19 protein-coding genes are annotated in these 19,870 nt (G+C 72.8%); 12 read left to right on the top strand and 7 right to left on the bottom strand.

Features of this window, described 5'->3' with window-relative positions; all coding sequences use genetic code 11:
* Positions 1-3: 3 nt before the first annotated feature.
* On the bottom strand, positions 4-1,167 hold the full coding sequence (locus tag OCT49_RS32640; protein ID WP_283855395.1) for an ATP-binding cassette domain-containing protein: 1,164 nt from the start codon (positions 1,165-1,167) through the stop codon (positions 4-6).
* Between the two features lie 119 nt (positions 1,168-1,286).
* On the opposite strand from OCT49_RS32640, the gene OCT49_RS32645 reads away from it, so the two are divergent.
* Positions 1,287-2,582: an alpha/beta fold hydrolase gene (locus OCT49_RS32645; RefSeq protein WP_283855396.1), complete on the top strand. Its 1,296-nt coding sequence runs from the start codon at positions 1,287-1,289 to the stop codon at positions 2,580-2,582.
* 200 nt (positions 2,583-2,782) lie between these two features.
* Here OCT49_RS32645 and OCT49_RS32650 read toward each other — a convergent pair whose 3' ends face one another.
* Positions 2,783-3,355: a rhodanese-like domain-containing protein gene (locus OCT49_RS32650; protein ID WP_283855397.1), complete on the bottom strand. Its 573-nt coding sequence runs from the start codon at positions 3,353-3,355 to the stop codon at positions 2,783-2,785.
* 97 nt (positions 3,356-3,452) lie between these two features.
* On the opposite strand from OCT49_RS32650, the gene OCT49_RS32655 reads away from it, so the two are divergent.
* On the top strand, positions 3,453-3,731 hold the full coding sequence (locus tag OCT49_RS32655) for a metal-sensitive transcriptional regulator (RefSeq protein ID WP_148840581.1): 279 nt from the start codon (positions 3,453-3,455) through the stop codon (positions 3,729-3,731).
* A gap of 142 nt (positions 3,732-3,873) precedes the next feature.
* On the opposite strand, the gene OCT49_RS32660 is transcribed toward OCT49_RS32655, so the two are convergent.
* Both OCT49_RS32660 and OCT49_RS32665 read right to left on the bottom strand, forming a co-directional pair.
* Positions 3,874-4,632, bottom strand: a complete 759-nt coding sequence (locus tag OCT49_RS32660; protein WP_283855398.1) for a sulfite exporter TauE/SafE family protein — start codon at positions 4,630-4,632, stop codon at positions 3,874-3,876.
* A complete protein-coding gene (locus tag OCT49_RS32665) occupies positions 4,629-4,817 on the bottom strand; it encodes a hypothetical protein (protein WP_283855399.1) in 189 nt (62 codons plus the stop codon). Before OCT49_RS32665 ends, OCT49_RS32660 begins: the two co-directional genes overlap by 4 nt.
* 258 nt (positions 4,818-5,075) lie before the next feature.
* Between OCT49_RS32665 and OCT49_RS32670 the strand changes: the two genes are divergently transcribed.
* From OCT49_RS32670 to OCT49_RS32710, 9 genes are all read left to right on the top strand, one after another.
* Positions 5,076-6,044 (top strand): NADPH:quinone oxidoreductase family protein, encoded by a 969-nt coding sequence (locus OCT49_RS32670; protein WP_283855400.1) that lies wholly within the window; start codon positions 5,076-5,078, stop codon positions 6,042-6,044.
* Positions 6,041-7,228: an acyl-CoA dehydrogenase family protein gene (locus tag OCT49_RS32675; protein WP_283855401.1), complete on the top strand. Its 1,188-nt coding sequence runs from the start codon at positions 6,041-6,043 to the stop codon at positions 7,226-7,228. The genes OCT49_RS32670 and OCT49_RS32675 overlap by 4 nt, the downstream gene beginning before the upstream one ends.
* The gene (locus OCT49_RS32680; RefSeq protein ID WP_283855402.1) at positions 7,225-8,358 is read left to right on the top strand and encodes an acyl-CoA dehydrogenase family protein; all 1,134 of its coding nucleotides are present in this window, start codon (positions 7,225-7,227) and stop codon (positions 8,356-8,358) included. The genes OCT49_RS32675 and OCT49_RS32680 overlap by 4 nt, the downstream gene beginning before the upstream one ends.
* A 172-nt stretch (positions 8,359-8,530) precedes the next feature.
* Positions 8,531-10,135, top strand: a complete 1,605-nt coding sequence (locus OCT49_RS32685) for an ABC transporter substrate-binding protein (protein WP_283855403.1) — start codon at positions 8,531-8,533, stop codon at positions 10,133-10,135.
* A 23-nt stretch (positions 10,136-10,158) separates the two neighbouring features.
* Positions 10,159-11,124 carry an ABC transporter permease gene (locus tag OCT49_RS32690; RefSeq protein WP_283856014.1) on the top strand — a complete coding sequence of 322 codons (966 nt, stop codon included), beginning with the start codon at positions 10,159-10,161 and terminating at the stop codon, positions 11,122-11,124.
* On the top strand, positions 11,117-11,974 hold the full coding sequence (locus tag OCT49_RS32695; RefSeq protein WP_283855404.1) for an ABC transporter permease: 858 nt from the start codon (positions 11,117-11,119) through the stop codon (positions 11,972-11,974). Before OCT49_RS32690 ends, OCT49_RS32695 begins: the two co-directional genes overlap by 8 nt.
* A gap of 62 nt (positions 11,975-12,036) precedes the next feature.
* Positions 12,037-12,954 (top strand): ABC transporter ATP-binding protein, encoded by a 918-nt coding sequence (locus tag OCT49_RS32700; protein WP_283856015.1) that lies wholly within the window; start codon positions 12,037-12,039, stop codon positions 12,952-12,954.
* Positions 12,947-13,639, top strand: a complete 693-nt coding sequence (locus tag OCT49_RS32705; protein WP_283855405.1) for an ABC transporter ATP-binding protein — start codon at positions 12,947-12,949, stop codon at positions 13,637-13,639. The genes OCT49_RS32700 and OCT49_RS32705 overlap by 8 nt, the downstream gene beginning before the upstream one ends.
* Positions 13,640-14,153: 514 nt before the next feature.
* Positions 14,154-14,348, top strand: a complete 195-nt coding sequence (locus tag OCT49_RS32710) for a hypothetical protein (RefSeq protein ID WP_283855406.1) — start codon at positions 14,154-14,156, stop codon at positions 14,346-14,348.
* A 187-nt stretch (positions 14,349-14,535) separates the two neighbouring features.
* Here the strand turns inward: OCT49_RS32710 and OCT49_RS39915 are convergent, their stop codons facing one another.
* The 3 genes from OCT49_RS39915 to OCT49_RS32725 form a co-directional block, all read right to left on the bottom strand.
* Complete coding sequence (locus OCT49_RS39915; RefSeq protein ID WP_349632814.1) at positions 14,536-14,781, bottom strand: hypothetical protein; 246 nt, start codon at positions 14,779-14,781, stop codon at positions 14,536-14,538.
* Between the two features lie 213 nt (positions 14,782-14,994).
* Positions 14,995-16,296 carry a polysaccharide deacetylase family protein gene (locus OCT49_RS32720; RefSeq protein WP_283855407.1) on the bottom strand — a complete coding sequence of 434 codons (1,302 nt, stop codon included), beginning with the start codon at positions 16,294-16,296 and terminating at the stop codon, positions 14,995-14,997.
* The gene (locus tag OCT49_RS32725; RefSeq protein WP_283855408.1) at positions 16,293-18,362 is read right to left on the bottom strand and encodes a transglycosylase domain-containing protein; all 2,070 of its coding nucleotides are present in this window, start codon (positions 18,360-18,362) and stop codon (positions 16,293-16,295) included. Before OCT49_RS32725 ends, OCT49_RS32720 begins: the two co-directional genes overlap by 4 nt.
* 472 nt (positions 18,363-18,834) lie before the next feature.
* Between OCT49_RS32725 and OCT49_RS32730 the strand changes: the two genes are divergently transcribed.
* On the top strand, positions 18,835-19,869 hold the full coding sequence (locus tag OCT49_RS32730; protein WP_283855409.1) for a pyridoxal-phosphate dependent enzyme: 1,035 nt from the start codon (positions 18,835-18,837) through the stop codon (positions 19,867-19,869).
* Position 19,870: the final 1 nt, after the last annotated feature.

Consider the following 19,870-nt stretch of genomic DNA (forward strand, 5'->3'; position numbering starts at 1 on the left):
GCCCTACGCGTCCGTGATCGAGTCGAACCGCACCTCGTCCCGGCCCACGCCCCGCACGTCCGCGTCCACCGAGCGGCGCAGCGCCTCGTGGAGCCGGGCCGGGGTCAGCACACCGAGGAACCGCGGCCCGTCCAGCACCGCGACCCACCCGGCGTCGTGCTGGAGCATCTCGCTGAACGCCTGTTTCAGCGGGGCGCCGACCGGTACCCAGGCATCCATCCGGCGGGCCAGGGCGCCGACGGTGTCGTGCCCGCCCGCGGCCCGCAACGAGTCCGCCGACACCCAGCCGTGCAGCTCGCCCCCGCCGTTCAGCACCACCGCCCAGCGGGCCCCCGCCCCGTCCAGCCGGGCCGCCGCCGAACCGGCCGGCTCGTCGAACCGGGCCACCGGCGGCTCCTCCAGGTCGTCCGGCTCGACCGCCGTGACCGAGAGCCGCTTCAGGCCCCGGTCGGCGCCCACGAACCGGGCCACGTACGGGGTCGCGGGAGTCCCCAGCACGGCCCCCGGGCTGTCGAACTGCTCGATGCGCCCCGCCCCGTACACCGCGATCCGGTCACCCATCCGGACCGCCTCCTCGATGTCGTGGGTGACCATCAGGACCGTCTTCCTGACCGCGGCCTGCAACCCGAGGAACTCGTTCTGCAGCCGCTCGCGCACCACCGGATCGACCGCGCCGAACGGCTCGTCCATCAGCAGCACCGGCGGATCGGCGGCCAACGCCCGGGCCACGCCCACCCGCTGCCGCTGCCCGCCGGAGAGCTGCGCGGGGTAGCGCGAGCCGTACGTCTTCGGGTCGAGCCCCACCAGATCCAGCAGCTCGGCCGCCCGCTCCCGGGCCCTGGCCCGTTTCCAGCCGATCAGCGCGGGCACGGTCGCGGTGTTGTCGAGGACCGTGCGGTGCGGGAAGAGCCCCACCTGCTGGATGACGTAGCCGATCCGGCGGCGGAGCCTCACCGGGTCGACCCCGGAGATGTCCTCGCCGTCCACCAGGATCCGGCCCGACGACGGCTCGATCAGCCGGTTCACCATCATCATCGTGGTGGTCTTGCCGCAGCCGGACGGTCCGACCAGGGTGACCAGCTCCCCCTCGGCGACCTCGAAGGACAGGCCGTCCACCGCGGTCGTGCCGTCCGGATACACCTTGCCGACCTGCTCGAACCGGATCATGCCTGCACGGTAGGAGCCGCCCGGGCGCCGCGCACACGGGCCGCGACCGTCCGTGTCACGGCCGTGTGCTGAACTGTCCTGAACTGTCCGAAGCACATCTGACGATTCAGGAGCATTTTGTGAGCAGCTACCGGCACCCCGGCATCGTCTTCACCGACCGCTGCTTCACGGTCCCGCTCGACCACGACGACCCGGACGGCGAGCAGATCGAGGTCTTCGGCAGGGAGGCCGTGGCGAGCGGCCGGGCCGATGAGGAGCTGCCGTGGCTGCTCTATCTGGAGGGCGGTCCCGGCTTCGGCGCCCGGCGCTTCGTGGGTACGGAGGCATGGCTGGGGCGGGCCGTGCGGGAGTTCCGGGTGCTGCTGCTCGACCAGCGCGGCACCGGCCTCTCCACCCCGGCCAACCGGCAGACCCTGCCGCTGCGCGGCGGTCCGCGCGAGCAGGCCGACTACCTGGCCCGCTTCCGCTCCGACAACATCGTGCGCGACTGCGAGCTGATCCGCCCGCAGCTGACCGGCGGCGAGCCGTGGACGGTCCTCGGCCAGTCCTTCGGCGGCTTCTGCGCCGTCCGCTACCTGTCGGCCGCTCCCGAGGGACTCAGGGCCGTCCTGATCACCGGCGGACTGCCCTCGCTCGACGCACACGCCGACGACGTCTACCGGGCCGCCTACCCGCGCGTCGAGCGCAAGGTCGCCGCGCACTACGCCCGCTATCCGCAGGACGTCGAACGCGCCCGGCAGATCACCGCCCACCTGCTGGAACACCCCACCGACAGCGCCGGGCACCTGCTGACGCCCGAGGGATTCCAGTCCCTGGGCATCATGCTGGGCGGCGGCAGCGGCAGCCACCAGCTGCACTACCTGCTGGAGAACGCGTTCGTCCGCACCCCGCACGGCACCGAGCTCTCCGACACCTTCCAGGAAGCCGTGCGCACGGCCAACTCGTTCGCCGGACACCCGCTGTACGCGCTGATGCACGAGGCGATCTACGGCCAGGACGACCGGCCCACCGCCTGGTCCGCCGAGCGGGTCCGCGCCGAGTTCCCGCAGTTCGACGCGGCCGGGGCGCTCAAGGGCGAGGGGCCGGTGCTCTTCACCGGCGAGACCATCCACCCCTGGCACTTCGAGGTGGACCCGGCGCTGCGCCCGCTGCGCGAGACCGCCGAACTGCTGGCCGCCCGCACCGACTGGGCGCCGCTGTACGACGCCGAGCGCCTGGCGGCCAACCAGGTGCCGGTCGTCGCCGCCGTCTACCACGACGACATGTACGTCGACACCGGGCACTCGCTGCGCACGGCGGCGTCGATCCGCGGGCTGCGCACCTGGGTGACCAACGAGTACGAGCACGACGGGCTGCGCGCGGGCGGCCCGCGGGTGCTGGACCGGCTGCTCGCCATGGTCCGGGGCGAGGCCTGACCGGCAACGGGAAAGAGCCGACGGCGGGAACGGGCCGGGGCGACGCACGGGTCGGGGCGACGCACGGGTGGCTCGGGGGACAGCGCCCCGGGCGGTGCCCGGTCAGGGCGGCGGAGAACGGTGGGGCCGGTCACGCGGTGCGCGTGACCGGCCCCTCCACCGTTCCGGGCGTGTCGCCGCAGTCCCCGGCGCGCCGGGGTTCAGCGCTGGAGGGCGGCCAGCGTCGTGTCCAGATCGGTGGCCGCGCGCGGCGCACGGTTGTACGGCAGCCGCGACAGGGCCGCCGCCATGCCGCAGGTGTTGGTCACGGCGGAGAACACCAGACCGGAGCCGACGCCGGCGGAGATCCACCTCGCGGCCGGGAAGCGCGCTCCGGCGAGCAGTCCGGCCACCACGAGCGACCCGGCGGCGAGCCGCACCTGACGCTCCATCGGCCAGGTCGTGCGGGCCCCGGCGGGGCGGTCGAGCACCCGGCCCTCGCCCTCCCAGGCGGAGGTGCCGCCGGACAGGGTCAGGGCATCGATGTCGGCCGCGGCGAGGATGTCGCAGGCCCGGGTGGAGCGCACGCCGGAGGCGCACACCATGAGCAGCGGGCCGCGGGCCGCGGCGGACTTCAGCGCGGGCACGGCCTCCGGGAGGCGGTCCAGCGGGATGTTCAGCGCGCCGGGGACGTGCCCGGAGGCGTACTCGCCCGGAGCCCGCACGTCGATGACGGTGAACTCCGCGAGGCGGGCCGCGGTCTGGGCGGGGGAGAGGGAAGCGGGGCTGGTCACGAGCAGGGTTTCCTTTCGTCCACCGGGGCTCGGGAGGGAGGCGGTCCTTCCTTCCCCGGTCGGGCTAGAATACCCCTTGGGGTATCAGGAGGATGATGTGGAACTTGACATGGCGGCCGACGAACTGAAGTCGGTCCTCAACCGCCTTCGCCGTGCGCAGGGCCAGCTCGCCGGGATCATCAAGATGATCGAGGAGGGCCGGGACTGCGAGGACGTGATCACGCAGATGGCGGCCGTGTCCCGGGCGCTCGACCGGGCCGGTTTCGCGATCATCGCGACGGGGCTGCAGCACTGCATGGCCGACGGGGGTCACGGCCCCGAGGACCGTGAGCAGATGCGGGCCCGGCTGGAGAAGCTCTTCCTCTCGCTGGCCTGAGCGGGCTCGGGCAGCCCCGAGCGGTCCCGGGCCGAGCCCGCCCGGGACCGAGTGTTCGGGCCGATTGGTCCTGAGCCGGCCCGGCCGGCCCCGGGACCGACCGGGCCGGTCGCGGTGCGGCCGGGCCGACCGGGGGCGCGGGTCATGCCACGGAGTCGATGAGCATGAACACGGCCACGGCCAGCAGCACCGCGCCGAAGATCCGTTGCAGGGCGGCCGTGGACACCTTCGCGGCGAGCCGCTTCCCGTCCCAGGCGCCGAGCACCGCCGCCGCCGTGAAGGGGGCGATCGTCGCCCAGTCCAGCGCGGTGGGCGTGGCGAGGCGGGTGGCCAGCGCGGCCACGGAGTTCACCGTGATGACCAGCAGGCTGGTGCCGACTGCCGAGGTCATCGGGACGGCGACCACGGCGACCAGTGCGGGCACCACGAGGAACCCGCCGCCCACACCGAGGAAGCCGGTCACCGCGCCGAGCCCGGCCCCCGTCCGCGCGACCCGGCCGGCCGGCGCGGGGGCCGCGCCCTCCCCGGCCTTTGCCGGTTCGGCGCGGGGGCGGAGCATCCGCGTCGCGGCGACCACCGCGAGCACGGCGAACCCTGCCGTCAGCACCCCGGACGGGATCCGCATCGACAGGGCTCCGGTGACCGCGGCCGGAACGATCCCGGCCGCCGCGAAGAGCCCTCCCGTGCGCCAGCGGACCCGGCCCTCCCGGGCGTGGGCGACCAGTGCGGTGAGGGAGGTCACGATAACGATGAGCAGTCCGGCGGTGGTGGCCTCGGCCGGGGTGAAGCCGAGCAGGTAGATCAACGCGGGAACGGCGAGCACGCTCCCGCCGCCGCCCAGCCCGCCGAGCGCCAGACCGACCACCGTACCGGCGACCAGGGCCACTATCAGCGCGGTCATGAGACGCGGCCCGCAGCCCCGCACCGGTCGCGCGCGGACGGGTTCCCGCCGGAGCGGGAGCCGGCGGCGCCGACGCCCCGGCCGGCGGGTGCGCGGAAGACCTGCCGGGCCCCCTCGGCCCGCTGCCCGCCGGCCGGATGGCGGGCAGCGGGGCCCGCTGTCTCGACGGGGTCGACGAAGAACACGACACGGCTCCTTCTGTGGTGCTTTACCCCGGGGGGTATCTCCGGTCCAGATTAGCATCAATACCCCGGGGGGTATTCAGGTCCCCGGTGAGACGTGCGCTACGCCGAGGGGCGTCGAGGGAACGCGGCGCGGCGCCGGGGGGCACGTGGGGTCGGAGTGGTCGGGAGCGGATCCGGCAGGTTGTTCCCACGGAGGCAAGCGACCGCTTAGTATGCGCCGGAGCAGTGGTAATGCCGACAGTGTTGTGGAGGCCCCTCATGCAGGCATGGCGAGTGCACCGGAACGGCGAGCCGAGCGAGGTGATGAGACTGGAGGAGGCCGACCGGCCCACGCCCGGCGACGGCCAGGTGCTCCTCGAGGTGCTCGCGGCGAACGTCAACTTCCCCGACGCGCTGCTCTGCCGCGGCCAGTACCAGGTGCGTCCGCCGCTGCCCTTCACCCCCGGCGTGGAGGTCTGCGGCAGGACGCCGGACGGGCGCCGGGTGCTCGCCACCCCCGCCCTGCCGAACGGCGGGTTCGCCGAGTACGTCGTCGCGGACGAGGCGGCCCTGCTGCCCGTGCCCGAGGCCCTGGACGACGCCGAGGCCGCCGCCCTGCACATCGGCTACCAGACCGGCTGGTTCGGCCTGCACCGCAGGGCGAACCTCCGGGCCGGCGAGACCCTCCTCGTCCACGCGGCGGCCGGCGGCGTCGGCAGCGCGGCCGTCCAGCTCGGCAAGGCCGCGGGCGCCACCGTCATCGGCGTCGTCGGCGGCGCCGAAAAGGCGAGGACCGCCGCGGACCTCGGCTGCGACCTGGTCGTCGACCGGCACACCCAGGACATCGTCGCCGCCGTCAAGGAGGCCACCGGCGGACGCGGCGCCGACGTGGTGTACGACCCGGTCGGCGGCGACGCCTACGCCAAGTCCGTCAAGTGCGTCGCCTTCGAGGGCCGGGTGGTCGTCGTCGGCTTCGCGAGCGGCGTCATCCCCACCCCGGCGCTGAACCACGCCCTGGTCAAGAACTACTCGATCCTCGGCCTCCACTGGGGCCTGTACAACACCGAGGACCCGGCCGCGGTCCGCGCCTGCCACGACGAGCTGACCCGGCTCGCGGCACAGGGCACCGTCAAACCGCTGGTCAGCGAGCGGGTCACGCTCGCCGGGGCCGCGAAGGCCGTCCAGCGCGTCGCCGACGGCACCAGCACCGGCCGGATCGTCGTCCTCCCGGCGGGAGCCGCCCGATGACCGCCCCCGACGCGGCCGGACTGCGCCGCCGCACCCGGGACCTGCTCGCCGCACACCCCCCGGCCACCACCGACCGCACCGACTTCCTCAGGGCCCGCTTCGACGCCGGACTCGCCTGGGTGCACTACCCGGTGGGCCTCGGCGGCCTCGACGCGCCACGCTCCCTGCAGTCCGTCGTGGACGCCGAACTCGCCGCCGCGGGCGCCCCCGACAACGACCCGCGCCGGATCGGCATCGGCCTCGGCATGGCCGCCCCCACCCTCCTCCGCTACGGCACCGAGGAGCAGAAGCGGCGCTTCCTGCGCCCGCTGTGGGTCGGCGAGGAGGTCTGGTGCCAGCTCTTCAGCGAACCGGGCGCGGGCTCCGACCTCGCGGCACTGGCCACCCGCGCCGTCCGCGACGGCGATGACTGGGTGGTCGACGGACAGAAGGTCTGGACGTCCAGCGCCCACCTGGCCCGCTGGGCGATCCTCATCGCCCGCACCGACCCGGACCTGCCCAAGCACCGCGGCATCAGTTACTTCATCTGCGACATGACCGACCCCGGCGTCGAGGTCAGGCCGCTGCGCCAGATCACCGGCGAGGCCGAGTTCAACGAGGTCTTCCTGACCGGCGTGCGCATCCCGGACAGCAGGCGCCTGGGCCCCGTCGGAGAGGGCTGGAAGGTCGCGCAGACCACGCTGATGAACGAGCGGGTCTCCATCGGCGGCGCCGCCGTCCCGCGCGAGGGCGGCATGATCGGCACGGTCGCCCGCACCTGGCGCGAACGCCCCGAACTGCGCACCCACGACCTCCACCAGCGGCTGCTGACCCTCTGGGTCGAGGCCGAGGTGGCCAGGTTCACCGGTCTCCGGCTGCGCCAGCAGCTCGTCGCCGGACAGCCCGGCCCCGAGGGCTCCGGCATGAAGCTCTCCTTCGCCCGGCTCAACCAGGAGATCAGCGGGCTGGAGGTCGAACTCCTGGGCGACGAGGGGCTGCTGTACGAGGACTGGACCATGCGCCGCCCGGAACTGGTCGACTTCACCGGACGCGACGCCGGTTACCGCTACCTCCGTTCCAAGGGCAACTCCATCGAGGGAGGCACCAGCGAGGTGCTGCTCAACATCGTCGCCGAGCGCGTCCTCGGCCTGCCCGCCGAGCCGCGCAACGACAAGGACGTCGCCTGGAAGGACCTGGCCCGATGACCGCGGCACCGACCGAAGAGACCCCCGTACCCGACCTGCTGTACTCCGAGACCGAGGACGACCTGCGGGCGGCGGTGCGCGCACTGCTCGCCGACCGGTGCGACGCGCCGACGGTCCTCGGCCGCATCGAGTCCGACACACCGTACGATCCACGGCTCTGGCAGGGCCTCGCCGCCGACATCGGCACCGCCGGGCTGCTGGTGCCGGAACGGCTGGGCGGCCAGGGCGCGACGCATCGCGAGGCCGCGGTGGTGCTGGAGGAACTGGGCCGCAGCGTCGCCCCCGTGCCGTACCTGACCAGCGCGGTCGTGGCCACCGAGACCCTCCTCGCGCTGGACGCCCAGGGCGGGCCCGTCGTCGAGCTCCTGGGCGACCTCGCCGCGGGCCGCAGGGCCGCGGTCCTCGTCGTGCCGTTCTCCGCCGCGCGACCCGGCGCCGTGCGACCGGTCGGCGTGACGGGCGACACGCTGGAGGGCACGGTGACCGGCGTCGCCGACGCGCCCGCCGCCGACGTGCTGCTGGTGCCCGCCACCGACGGCCTGTACGCGGTGGAGACCGGCGCCGAGGGAGTCGCGGTCGAGCCGCTCGTACCGCTCGACCTCACCCGCCCGCTCGCCACCGTGACCCTCGCTCCGGCGGCCGGGACCCGCCTGGCCGACGGCGCGTCCGCGGTACGGGCCGTGGAGCGGGGGCTGCTGGCGGGTGCCGGACTGCTCGCCTCCGAACAGCTCGGACTCGCCGAGTGGTGCCTGACCGAGACGGTTCGGCACACCCGTGAACGGCACCAGTTCAACCGGCCCGTCGGCTCGTTCCAGGCCCTCAAGCACCGCATGGCGCAGCTCTGGCTGGAGATCGTGTCGGCCCGCGCCGCCGCGCGCAACGCCGCGGACGCCCTCGCGACCGCGAGCCCCGACACGCCGCTGGCGGTGGCCGTCGCGCAGGCGTACTGCTCGAAGGTCGCCGTGCACGCCGCGGAGGAGTGCGTCCAGCTGCACGGCGGCATCGGCATGACCTGGGAACACCCGGCGCACCTCTACCTCAAGCGCGCCAAGGCCGACTCGATCGCGTACGGCAGCGCCGGACACCACCGGGAAACTGTTGCCGAACTCATGGAACTGCCCGCGCCGTAACGGAGGAGGAAGGAACGGCTCACCGGGGCAAGGGACTTGGAGCGGAGGCGCGTGAAGACGCGCCTCCGCTTCCTTGTTCCGCCGCCCCGCGGGGGTACCGAGCACCCCTTACCTGCTGTTTAATTGCGAAAGGTTCGCAATAATATTCGATCTTCAATAAGGAGTGCAGGGTATGACGGCCCGATCGATACGGGGAGCGGCCGCCGCGGCACTGGCGACGGTACTGCTGGCGACCGCGACGGCCTGCTCGCAACCGGGAGGCCCGGACGGCGGCGGCTCCGGATCGGGCGCGGGGGACTCGGCGGTGGTCGGCATCGCCTACGAACCCGACAGCCTCAGCCCGCTGCTCGGCTACGGCAAGGACGGCAACTCCAAGATCTTCGACGGGCTGCTCACCCTCGACGCCGACATGAAGCTGCGGCCCGCGCTCGCCACCGCCCTGCCCGAGGTGAGCGACGACGGACTGACGTACACGTACCGCCTCCGCAAGGGCGTGAAGTTCAGCGACGGCAAGCCGTTCGGCGCGAAGGACGTGGTCTTCACCTACCGGACCATCCTCGACGAGAAGACCAACAACGCCTCCCGCACCGAACTCGACGCGGTGAAGAGCGTCGAGGCGACCGGCGACGACACCGTCGTCTTCACCCTCAAATACCCCTACGCGCCCTTCGCCCAGCGCACCGTCCTGCCCATCGCACCCGAACACGTCGCGGGCAAGCAGGACGTCAACACCGGCCCCTTCACCACCCACCCCATAGGCACCGGACCGTACCTGCTCACCAAGTGGTCCAAGGGCGAGAAGATCGCCTTCAGGGCCAACCCCCACTACTGGGGCGGCGCGCCGAAGGTGAAGAAGTTCACCATGGCGATCATCAAGGACGACGACGTACGCGCCACCCGGCTGCGCTCCGGCGAACTCGACGGCGCGATCCTGCCGCCCAACCTGGCCAAGGGCTTCGCCCGCGACAGCGGCACCCGGACGTACGCCGCCACGACGTACGACTACCGCACCGTGACCCTGCCCACCCACAACGAGGTCACCGGCGACATCGCCGTCCGGCGCGCCCTCGACATCGCCGTCGACCGGAAGGCCATGGTCGACTCCCTCCTCAACGGCGAGGGCAGGCCCGCCTACGGACCCGTGCCCACCGACAGCGCATGGTTCACCAAGGGCACCGAACGCCCCCACGACCTCGCCGCCGCGAAGAAGATCCTCGACGAGGCCGGATGGAAGCCCGGCAAGGACGGCATCCGCACCAGGAACGGCGTACGCGCCGCCTTCCCGCTCTGGTACCTCACCGGTGACAAGCTGCGCCAGGACCACGCGCTCGCCTACGCCTCCGACGCCAAGAAGGCCGGCATCGACATCACCACCCAGGCCGGGACCTGGGAGGTCATCGAGCCCCGGATGAAGCAGGACGCCGTCCTCGCGGGCGGCGGATCGCCCGCCGACCCCGACTTCGACCAGTACACGCTGCTGAAGTCCTCGCTCGCGGGCGACGGCTTCAACAACATGGCGTGGTACGACAACAAGACCGTGGACCGGGCCCTCGAAGCGGGCCGCAGAAGCGGTGACGAAGCCGAACGCAAGGCCGCCTACGACACCGTTCAGCGCGAACTGGTGAAGAACCCCGGCTACACCTTCCTCACCCACATCGACCACCTCTACGTCGTGAAGGACCGCTTCGGCCCCCTCACCACCCAGGTCGAACCGCACGACCACGGACTGGCATCCGGCCCGTGGTGGAACGTCGAGGACTGGACGCCGAAGAAGTGAACCACCGCCTCCCCTGGGGGCCGATGGGCAGGATGGCGGGACGGCGGGCCCTGCTCGCCGTCCCCGTCCTGGTCGCCGTGACGTTCGGCGTCTTCGCCGTCGCCGCCGCCTCCCCCTTCGACCCGGTCAAGGCATACGCCGGCACGGCCGGCCTCACCGCCTCGCAGGAGAACCTCGACCAGCTGCGGGCCAACCTCGGCGTCGACCAGCCGCTCGTGAGCCGCTGGTGGAACTGGCTGACCTCCGCGCTCGGCGGCGACCTCGGCGAATCCGCCGTGATGCGCCAGCCGGTCGCCGACGTCATCGGTGAACGCCTGGGCTGGTCCGTACTGCTCGCCGCGACCGCCTTCACCATCGCCGTGGTCCTCGGCACGGCCCTCGGCGTGCTGGCCGCACGCAGGCCCGGCCGCCTGCTCGACCGGTGCGTCAGCTCCGCCGCGTACACTCTCGAGGCCGCCCCGGCCTTCTGGCTCGGACTGCTCGCCATCTGGCTCTTCGCCCTGGAACTCGACGTGCTTCCGGCCGGCGGCCTCACCGACGCGGCCAGCGACACCGTCACCGCCGGGCAGGTCGCCACTCATCTGGTGCTCCCCGCGGCCGTGCTCGGCATCTCCCAGCTGCCGTGGTTCTTCCTCTACGTGCGGCAGGGCGTCGCGGACGCGCTCGACGAGGATCCGGTGCGCGGCGCCCGCGCCCGCGGACTGCGCGAACGCACCGTACTGCTCGGCCACGCCCTGCGGTCCGGAATGCTGCCGATGCTCACCCTCATCGGCTCCCGCGTCCCCGAACTCATCACCGGCGCCCTGCTCGTCGAGACGGTCTTCAGCTGGCCGGGCATCGCCGCCGCCACCGTGCAGGCCGCCACCTCCGTCGACTTCCCGCTGCTCGCCGCGCTCACGGTGCTCGCCACCGCGGCCGTCGTGCTCGGCAACCTCCTCTCCGATCTGCTGTACGCGATCGCCGACCCGAGGGTGGGCTTCGATGGCTGACACCGCCCCGGCCTCCGCACGCCGGACCACCCGCCGCGTCCGAGTGGCCGCCTCCGCCGGGATCGTCGGCGCGGTACTGCTCGCGGTCCTCCTGGTGCCGCCCCTGGTCCAGCTCGACCAGCAGGCCGTGGACCTCACCGCCAAGCTCCGGCCACCGTCCTGGGAGCACCCGTTCGGCACCGACGACGTCGGGCGCGACCTGCTGCTGCGCTGCGTCTACGGGCTCCGGGTCTCGCTGCTCGTCGGGGTCGTCGCGGGACTCACCGCCACCGTCATCGGGACCGCGGTCGGCGCGCTGGCAGCGGCGTTCGGCGGCTGGACCGACCGCGTCGTCATGCGGCTCGTGGACACCTTCTCGTCCGTGCCGCACCTGCTGCTGGGCATCTTCATCGTCGCGATGTTCCGGCCCGGCGTCGGCCCGGTGATCGTGTCCGTCGCCCTCACCCACTGGCTCTCGACCGCCAGGATCGTCCGCGCCGAGGTGCTGTCGCTGCGCTCCCGCCCGTTCATCGACGCGGCGATCTCCGGCGGCGCCTCGCGCGGCCGGGTCGTCGTCCGCCATCTGCTGCCCGCCGTGCTCCCGCAGGCCGGCCTCGCCGCGGTGCTCATGGTGCCGCACGCCATGTGGCACGAGTCGGCCCTGTCCTTCCTGGGACTCGGACTGCCCACCCACCAGGCGAGCCTGGGCAACCTCGTGCAGACGGCCCGCGGTTCGCTGCTCGCGGGGGACTGGTGGCCGACGCTCTTCCCCGGCCTGTTCCTGATCGTTCCGACCCTCGCGCTGGCGGGCCTCGCCGGGGCCTGGCGGGAGCGGATCAACCCGCGTCGCCGATCGGAGCTGATGCTGTGACGACCCCCTCGGGACCGAAGACACCGGTGCTCTCCGTCCGCGGCCTCTCCGTGCGCTTCCGGATGCGCGGCGGTCGGCACATCGCCGCCGTCGACGACGCGCGCTTCGACCTCGCGGCGGGGGAGTGCCTGGCCCTGGTCGGCGAGAGCGGCTGCGGCAAGTCCGTGCTGGCCTCCGCACTGCTGGGACTGCTCCCCGGCAACGCCCGGACCTCGGGATCGGCGCTGCTCGGCGACGGCACCGACCTCATCGCCGCCGACGAACGGACCCTCGCCCGCACGGTACGGGGCCGCCGCATCGGCCTCGTACCGCAGAGCCCCGCCGCCCACCTCACCCCGGTCCGCACCGTGCGCGCCCAGATCGAGGAGACCCTGCGCGAACTGACCGGCACCCGCGGGCCCGGCCTGCGCCCGGCCGCCGAACGGGCCGCCGCCCGTGCCTCGTTCCCGGCCGGGCACCTCGACCGGTATCCGCACGAACTCTCCGGCGGCCTCGCCCAGCGGGCCGCGACCGCGCTCGCCCTGATCGGCGACGCGCCCCTGCTCCTCGCCGACGAACCCACCACCGGCCTCGACCGCGACCTCGTCGAGCGGACCGTCGACGAACTGCGCCGACACATCGACGGCGGCCGGGCGCTTCTGCTCATCACCCACGACCTCGCCGCGGCCGAGCGGATCGCCGACCGGGTCGCCGTGATGTACGCGGGCCGCATCGTCGAACTCGCCGACGCCGCCCGGTTCTTCGGCGGGCCGGGACCGCGCCACCCGTACGCGCGCGGCCTCCTGGACGCCCTGCCGGAGCGTGCCTTCGAACCGATCCCCGGCATGCCGCCGGAGCTCGGGGCGCTTCCCGAGGGGTGCGCGTTCGCGGCCCGCTGCGGGCGTGCCGACGACCGGTGTGCCGTACTGCCCCCGTTCGACGGCGCTCTGGCCTGCCACCACGGTGTGCGGGCGGACGAGAAGGAGCCGGACCGTGCTTGAACTCACCCGTGTCACCGCCGGATACGCCCCCCGCGACCCCGTCGTCCGCGAGGCGTCGCTGAGCATCGCGGCGGGGGAGTCGGTCGGACTGCTGGGCCCGAGCGGCTGCGGCAAGTCCACCCTGGCGAGGGTCGCCGCACTGCTGCACCGCCCCTACGCGGGCACGGTCGTGCTCGACGGCGAACCGGTACGCGGCTGGCGGCACGCCGCCCCGCGTGCGCAGCGCACCGCCGTCGGCGTCGTCTTCCAGCAGCCCCGGCTCGCCGCCGACCCCCGGCTCACCCTGCGCGAGATCATCGCCCAGCCGCTGCGGGCCACCGGCCGTCGCGCGCAGGTGCCGGACCGGGTGGCCGAACTGGCACCCGCCGTCGGTCTCACGGCCGAACTGCTCGGCCGCCGCCCGCACGAGGTGAGCGACGGGCAGTTGCAGCGCGCCTGCCTGGCGAGGGCGCTGGTGCTGCGGCCGCGCTGGCTGATCTGCGACGAGATGACCGCGATGCTCGACGCGTCGACGACCGCCGCGCTGGTGTCGGTCGTCGAGTCCTACCGGAAGGAGTCCGGGGCCGGACTGCTGGCCGTCGGCCACGACCGGATGCTGCTGGAACGCTGGTGCGACCGTACGGTCGGCTGGCGGGAGTGCTTCGGGCCGGGCGCACCGCAGGAGTCCGTGGGCCCCACCGGGTGACTCCGCGCCCCGCACCGGGGGGCCGGGCCCGGAGACCGCGTCGATCGGCGACGGCAGAGGGGCGGCGCCAGAGGAGCGGCGCCAGACAGGCCGCGCCGGGCGGGCCGCGCCAAGACGGGCTGCGGTCGTCGGGCGGGCCCTTTCCCCGCGGCCGCACGGAACAAACCGCCCCCACCCGTCGCCACGACCTGCCGCGACGGCCGACGCGTCCGCCTCCGGGCCGTTCCCGACACGCCGGGAGCGGCGCGGGAGGCGGCCCGGACGGAGCCGCCGGCCGCCGGGGTCGACCGCCTCAACACCGATGATCCGACCGGCCCGGAGCGTTTCCTGCGCACCCGCGACCGGAACGGTCGGACCAGGGCTGCCTGCTTTGGCGGCACACCGGACGCACCGCCCCGGACGTGACGGTCAGTCAACACCCGGATGGCGGACACGCCGGTGGTCCGGAGGGCTCCTCCGCTGCGCCACACTGGCGGCCGAATGCCGCATTCCGGCGCGGCGGAGGAGGTTGGCCATGGCCATTTCGATCTCACTGGTGCTGCTACTGCTGATCCTCGCGGTGATCTTTCTCCGCAACGGCGGATTGAAGATCTCGCATGCGCTGGTCTGCGCCCTGCTCGGGTTCTTCCTCGCGAGCACGAGCATGGCGCCGGCCATCCAGGACAGCCTGGCGGCCACGGCCGACGTCGTCGGCAGTCTCAAACCCTGAGCGACGCCGGCTCCGGGCCGTGCGGTGACCGGGGCCCGGCCGGTACGGCCGCGGGGCACCACACGAGCCGGCCCCCTCACCGCCTCCGGCGTACCGCGCGCGGCCGCCCGGCTCTTCGCCGAGGGGGATCCGCGCAGGGTGAGACGGATGCCATCGCCCGGGAGGCCGGTGCGGGGCGGGGCACGCTCTACCGGCGGTACCCCGACATCCCGTCCATCGCCACGGCGCTCCTCGACGAGCACGAGCGATCGCTCCAGGAGAAGTTGCTGGGCGGTCGGCCGCCCCTGGGACCGGGGCCCCACCCCCGCAGCGGCTGGCCGCTTTCTACGCGGCGATGACCGACCTGCTGGAGCAGCACGTCCATCTCACCCTGGGCGCCGAGTCCGGTTCCGCCCGGTTCGCCACCGGGGCGTACGGCTTCTGGCACGCGCATGTCCGCATGCTCGTCAAGGAGGCGGGGGTGCCGGGCCCCGACGCGCTCGTCGACATCCTGCTGGCTCCCCTGGCGCCCGAGCTCTTCGCGTACCAGCGGGGCCGGGGCGTGGAGGAGATCAAGTCGGCCCTGCGCACACTCGCGGAGAGGACGCTCGCAGGGTGGACGGGGCGGGTGCGGCCGGGCGCGAGCACGCCCGGCCGCACCCCTCGGTCACTGCTTCCAGCTCGCGGGCTGGCCGGGGTCGAGCGTCCGCCAGTGGGCGAGGACCTCGGGGTCCTGGGCGTCGAGCCAGTCGGTCAGCTCGCGGAAGGAGACGCAGCGGACTTCCTTGCGGGGGCAGATCTCGCGCATCGTGTCCTCGACGGCGTCCATGTAGATCCCCCCGTTCCAGTCCTCGAAGTGGTTCCCGATGAACATCGGCGCGCGGCTCCCGTGGAACACCCGCTCGAAGCCCGCGAGGTACGAGTCACGGGCCTCCTTGCGCCATTGCTGGTACTTCGCCGGATCGCCCTCGGTGCTGCCCTTCGACTGGTTGTAGAGGAAGTTGAAGTCCATGGACAGCACCTGGAAGTCCTTGCCGGGGAACGGCAGCATCTGCAGCGGCAGGTCCCAGATGCCGTTCTTCTTCGAGGGCCAGATCTGGAAGTCCCCCGGGGAGCTCGCGTCGTAGCGCCAGCCGAAGGGCTTGAGGGCGGACAACAGGGTCTTCTGGCCCTCCAGGCAGGGGGCCCGGCCGCCGACGACCTCACGGGTGGGGTCGAACGGCAGCGGATCGAGGTCGGTGAAGCCGGTGTTCGTCTTCCAGTTCTGGACGAAGGAGTAGAACTGGCTGATCTCGCTGGTCCATTCGTTCTTGTTCCATTCCCCGCCGCCCTTCTTCTCGCAGAAGTGGCCGTTGAAATGGGACCCGATCTCGTGTCCCTCCCGCCAGGCGCCGCCGAGCTGCTCCAGTGTCGTGCGGATGTGCTCGCGCGTCGGGTAGGAGATCGCGGCGGCCCCGGTCTCGTGCCGGGGCGGCCGGTAGAGGTTCCGCTTCTCCTTCGGGAGCAGGTAGATGCCGGTGAGGAAGAACGTCATGTGCGCGTTGCTCTCCTTCGCCACGCGGCGGAAGCGCGAGAACATCCGGTCGTCGCCCTCCAGCGCGCCGTCCCAGGAGAACACCACGAACTGGGGCGGCCGTTCACCCGGCTTCAGGCGCTTCGCCTTCGGCCGGCCCGGCTGCGGTCCGGTGTAGGACGTGGAGCCGTCCCCCAGGATCCTGACCTTGCCGTCCCACTTCTCCTCCTGCTCCTCCTTCTTGGCGTCGCGGACGTCCTGGCTGGTGGGGGTCGGCGCGGCGACGGTGCGGGTGGGCCGTTCCGGGTTCCGGTCGTCCCCGTCGTCGTCGGACAGCAGCGGGACGGCGGCCGCGGAACCCGCCACCACGAGGCACGCGGCGATTCCCAGGGCGACCCGGGGGGTGAGGCGGTCCCGTTTGCGGCGGGACGCGGATTTCGCTCTGGCTCTTGTCACTTCGTCACGGCTTCCGTGTAGGTTTTCCAGATCCGGGCCGGGAAGTCCCGGTCGCCCGCCGAGGCACCGCCCAGCCCCTTGAGCGGCAGGGGCGCGAGGCTCCGGTTCAGGTCCATGCGGTACACGACGACGGCGGTGGACACGGCAGGGGTGTACCCGACGCGCCAGCGCGCGGTGTCGTCCGCGGTGGTGCCGTTCTTGACCGCGACCGGTGCGGTGACGACACCGTTCTTCCCGTTCCCGGCCCGGGTGAGTGCCGCGGTCACCTCGTCGGCGACGTCGGACCGGACGGCGCGCCTGGGCCGGGGCAGGTCGAGCCGGACCCGGGTGCCGTTGCGGGTGACCCTGCTGACCGAGTACGGGTCCGTGTGCAGGCCGTGGGCCGCGAACGTGCCGTACGCGTCGGCCATGCGGATGGCGCTGGGCCTCGAGTTGCCCATCGCGAACGCCGGAACGGGCGGGCCGAAGCTCGACGGGAGCAGCCCCGACGCCTCCGCGGTGCTGCGGACCTGCTTCAGGCCCGTGTCCATGCCGAGCTGGAGGAAGGGGGAGTTGACGGACTTGACCATGGCGTCGTGCAGGCTGATGCGGCCGTAGGAGCGGTCGCCGTCGTTTTCGCCCTTGACCGTCTTCCCGCTGCGGTCCCAGTAGGGGCCCTCGGGGGTCATGACCGGGATGCCGTCGTCGCCGTCGTACACCGTCGACGGGGTGATGGGGACGCGCGGACCGTTGCGTTCGCGCGTGATTCCGTGCTGGAGACCGGCGGCGTAGACGAACGGGGTGAACGCCGAACCGGCCGGGACGGTGCTCGCGTTGGACTCGTTGAAGGCCTGGCGCTCGAAGTCGGGGCCGCCGTACACGGCGAGGATGCGGCCGTCCGGGGCGACGGACGCGGCCCCGAACCGTACGTGCCGGTCCTCCTTGCGCCGCTTCGGGTCGAGCGCGTCGCGCGCCTCGCGCACCGCCCGGGCCAGCGCGGTCGTCCGGGGCTTCTCGAACGTCGTGTAGATCTGGTAGCCGCCGAGGTCGAAGCGCGCGTCGGAGATGTGCCCGGCCCGTTTGGCGTAGGACTCGGCGAGCTGGACGAGATAACCGTTCTGCCCGCTCGTGCCGCTGAGTCCGTGCGGCGGCTTCGGGTCGGGGAAGGTGGTGTACTTCGCACGTTCGGCCCGGCTCAGCCTGCCGATCTGCACCATGCGGTCCAGGGTCCATTCCCACCGCTCGACGGCCCGCGCCCGGTTGCGGGGGTTGACCGCCGGATCGTAGAGCGAGGCCCCCTTGAGCAGGGAGGCGAGGAATGCGCCCTCGCTGGCGTCGAGTTCGGTGACCTCCTTGCCGTAGTACGCCTGCGCGGCCCGCTGGAGACCGTAGGTGCCGCGGCCGAACCAGCTGGTGTTCAGGTACTCCTGGAGGATCTTGTCCTTGGTCATGTTGCGGTCCAGCTTGACCGCCAGCAGCATCTCGGTGAACTTCCGCGAGAAGGAGCGGTCCTGCGTCAGATAGACGTTCTTGACGTACTGCTGGGTGATGGTGGAGCCGCCCTGGGTGTCCCCGTCACTGAGCGTGCGCCACAGCGCGCGGGTGAGTCCTTGGGCCGATATGCCGTGGTCGGAGTAGAAGTCCGCGTTCTCCGCCGCGAGCACGGCCCACCGCACGTGGTCGGGGATCTTCGACAGGGGCATCTCCTGGCGGCTCACCCAGCCGGTGCGGGCCATGGGGGTGCCGTCGGCCCAGTAGTAGACGGTGTCCTGCTGGGTGGCGAACGCGTTGAGGTCCTCGGGGATCTCCGTACGCGCGTAGGCGATGCCCACCACGGCCGCCAGCGTCGCGGCGAACGTCAGGAACGAACCCAGGACCAGCCGCCACGAGGGCACCCAGCGCCGCCAGCCCTGACGGCCCGCACGTGGGTAGTCCGGCCTGCGCAGCCGGCGGCCGCGCGCACGTCTCGCCTGCTTGCGGCGCCCCGTTCCCTGGGTCAGTGCCGCCCGGGCGGCCCGTCTCGTCCTGCCCCGCATGTTCTGCTGCGTCATTCCGTCCAGCCATGGCAGTCCAGGTCCGTCGCGCATCGCGACGGCGCCTGTGCACGTGCAGTGGTCGGGTGTTTCACCCCGTGACTCCGCCGCAGCAAAGGCCAAAGCATGACCGAGAGTTGCGGCGCGAAGTCACGCAAAGATAACAGGCCCTCGGGAGAGGGGGCGTACGGCTCCGCGTCTCCTCCGCCGGCGAGGGGTGCCGCACGGCCGCCGCGCGCAGGCGGATCCACGGGACGCCAAGGCGCTCGAACCGGCCAATTCGCTGGCCCCGCCCCGGCTCCGGCCGGGGGGCAACCGCCCGGCGCCGACGTCCGCTCCGGGGGCTGTAACACTCCGGTAATTCTTGTTGATGGAGCGTCAAGTCAGCTTTTCGCCAAGAGTATTGATGAGTACGGACGGTGCCGTGGTGACATCGGGAACCTCGCGCATAAGGTCTGGAACGCGCAGTGAGCCCGGCCGGCCGGTCCCTCGGAATGGTCAACGACGCCCCGTACAGGGAGAAGCAGTGTCACGTGTCGAACCCGTCCTGGCGCGGGCCCTTTTCCGGACCCCCTTACTCCGCCTGGACGTCGCCCACCGGGGCCGTGTGCGACGTCTGGGACTGAAACTCGAATCGCGCGGCCCCACCGGATCGGTGAAGGACCGCAGCGCCGTCGGACTGCTGCGGGCGCTGCACGACGAACGACCGCTCACCCCGGGCACGGTGGTGGTGGAATCCACCTCCGGCAACCTCGGCCTGGCCCTGGCCCGGATGCTGCCCGCCCTCGGCTGCGACTTCCTCGCGGTGGTCGACCCGAAGACCCCGCACGCCACCCGCCGCATGCTCACCGACCGGGGCGCCCGGGTCCTCGTCGTCGACGAACCCGACGGCCGGGGCGGCTACCTGCTCAGCCGGCTGCGCCGGGTGCGCGAACTGTGCGCGGAACACCCCGGATACCGCTGGCCCGACCAGTACGAGAACTGGGCCGCCCCCGAGATCCACCGCCGCGTCACGGGCCCCGAGCTCACCGGACAGGCCGGAGCGGACCTCCACGCCGTCTACGTACCGGTCTCCACCGGCGGCACCCTCGCCGGCATCGGCGCGCACCTGCGCGAGCACCGGCCCGACGTCGCCGCGGTCGCCGTGGACGTACGCGGCTCACTGGCCGTCGCGGGCAGCGCGGGACGCCGCCTCATACCGGGCATCGGGGCCAGCCGGCCGTCCACCTTCCTGACGGCGCCGCACAGCTACGACCGCGCCGTGCACGTCGACGACATCGAGGCCATCGCCGTCTGCCGGATCCTCGTCGAGGACGTGGGACTCGCCCTCGGCGGCTCCAGCGGCTGCGCCGTGCGCGCCATGCTGGCCGACCGGGAGGACGACGGCCCCGACGACCGGCTCTCGGTGTGCCTGGCCGCCGACGGCGGCGGCAAGTACCGCGACACCCTCTACTCCGACGACTGGGCGACAGAACAGGGCGTGGCCAAGGAGATCACCGCCGCTGTGGAACACCTGCGCAGTGAAGGTCTCTTCTTCGACCGAAAGCACCAGGAGCACTGAA

It is taken from the genome of Streptomyces sp. ML-6 (assembly GCF_030116705.1).
Lineage (GTDB): Bacteria > Actinomycetota > Actinomycetes > Streptomycetales > Streptomycetaceae > Streptomyces.

Coding starts and splice junctions, on each gene's coding strand:
- OCT49_RS32640 (WP_283855395.1), bottom strand. CDS start 1,167: ATGATCCGGTTCGAGCAGGTCGGCAAGGTGTATCCGGACGGCACGACC.
- OCT49_RS32660 (WP_283855398.1), bottom strand. CDS start 4,632: ATGACCGCGCTGATAGTGGCCCTGGTCGCCGGTACGGTGGTCGGTCTG.
- OCT49_RS32670 (WP_283855400.1), top strand. CDS start 5,076: ATGCAGGCATGGCGAGTGCACCGGAACGGCGAGCCGAGCGAGGTGATG.
- OCT49_RS32675 (WP_283855401.1), top strand. CDS start 6,041: ATGACCGCCCCCGACGCGGCCGGACTGCGCCGCCGCACCCGGGACCTG.
- OCT49_RS32680 (WP_283855402.1), top strand. CDS start 7,225: ATGACCGCGGCACCGACCGAAGAGACCCCCGTACCCGACCTGCTGTAC.
- OCT49_RS32685 (WP_283855403.1), top strand. CDS start 8,531: ATGACGGCCCGATCGATACGGGGAGCGGCCGCCGCGGCACTGGCGACG.
- OCT49_RS32690 (WP_283856014.1), top strand. CDS start 10,159: ATGGGCAGGATGGCGGGACGGCGGGCCCTGCTCGCCGTCCCCGTCCTG.
- OCT49_RS32695 (WP_283855404.1), top strand. CDS start 11,117: ATGGCTGACACCGCCCCGGCCTCCGCACGCCGGACCACCCGCCGCGTC.
- OCT49_RS32700 (WP_283856015.1), top strand. CDS start 12,037: ATGCGCGGCGGTCGGCACATCGCCGCCGTCGACGACGCGCGCTTCGAC.
- OCT49_RS32710 (WP_283855406.1), top strand. CDS start 14,154: ATGGCCATTTCGATCTCACTGGTGCTGCTACTGCTGATCCTCGCGGTG.
- OCT49_RS39915 (WP_349632814.1), bottom strand. CDS start 14,781: ATGCGCGTGCCAGAAGCCGTACGCCCCGGTGGCGAACCGGGCGGAACC.
- OCT49_RS32725 (WP_283855408.1), bottom strand. CDS start 18,362: ATGCGCGACGGACCTGGACTGCCATGGCTGGACGGAATGACGCAGCAG.